Here is a 1,192-nt window from a genome sequence, read left to right as displayed (position 1 = left end):
GTAATGACAATAATGTCATCAATTAAAATTGATTTTACCTTCCTTAGCTAGAAAAAGGGACTTTTAAGTTGCAAGGCCTCCAATGGGGCTTTGCAACTTTGGGTTATTTTCCCCGAAATTATCTCAATCCTTAAAAGCATTCCCCTTTCTTTTAAACCTCTATTTTACCCCTTTTACCTACCCAAAAACTTTTAAAAAAATGAAAAAAGTAATCCTAACAGTCCTGGCCATTTGCTGTGTAGCGCACCTTGGTATGGCCCAGGGCAATGACAACAACAACCAAAATGCAGTGGGTTCCCAGAGCGGAGGCCATGAAGTCCTCCGCAATAACGAAATAAATGGACAAAATAACGACCATAATAAGCAGTCTGTTTTTTTTATCCAAAGTGGTTTTTTATCGACTAATGAAATTAATGATAATAACTTGATTGAAGGCGATCGTAATGACAGAAACACACAATCTGTGCTGGGCCGACAGGGTGGCATTTCAAGTCCAAATGAAATCAACCAAAACAACAAGATTGATGGCAATAACAACGATTGGAACAGCCAAAAGATAAGGGGCCGACAAGGCGGGGCCATCATTTTCCCAAATCAAATAAATAGAAATAACCAAATTGTTGGCAATAGAAATGATGGAAATACCCAATTAATTGAGGCGGAGCAGTCTGGGACTGGTAATGATATTCAATCAGTTAACCAGATTTTAGGTAACAACAATGATAAAAACTCTCAAAAACTTTGGGCAAACCAGGAGGGCACAGGTCATGACATTGAGAATGGTGATAATAACCTAATTGATGGTAACAACAATGGATGGAATAAGCAAGAGATCCGGGTGAACCAGGAGTTTTTGAATCATGAACTTTCCGACATAAACAGGATTATTGGTAACAATAATGAGGATAACAGCCAGGAAGTTTGGGCTGAACAAGATGGGAGTAACAATCAACTTGATGAAATTAACCTGATTGAAGGGAATAACAATAGGAATAACAGCCAAAAAGCATCCACTGATCAGGATGGGTTTTCATTTTTACCCCCAAATAATATTATTAGGAGTAGCAATATTATGGAGGGAGGTAGAAATGATTACAATAGTCAAGAGCTTTTTGGGGAACAAGATGGGGATGACCATTTAATTGATGATGTGAATACTATCATATTAGGCAATAACAATGATAACAACAGC

1 protein-coding gene is annotated in these 1,192 nt (G+C 37.8%); it reads left to right on the top strand.

The annotated features are described in order from the left end of the window. Positions 1-199: 199 nt before the first annotated feature. Positions 200-1,192: hypothetical protein (locus E1171_RS01060; protein ID WP_155203236.1), on the top strand; the 993-nt coding region annotated here is incomplete at its 3' end.

The organism is Xanthovirga aplysinae (genome assembly GCF_009711365.1).
Classification (GTDB): domain Bacteria; phylum Bacteroidota; class Bacteroidia; order Cytophagales; family Cyclobacteriaceae; genus Xanthovirga; species Xanthovirga aplysinae.
Note: the sequence above shows the minus strand (reverse complement) of the source record. Positions and strands in the feature narration are given on the sequence as shown.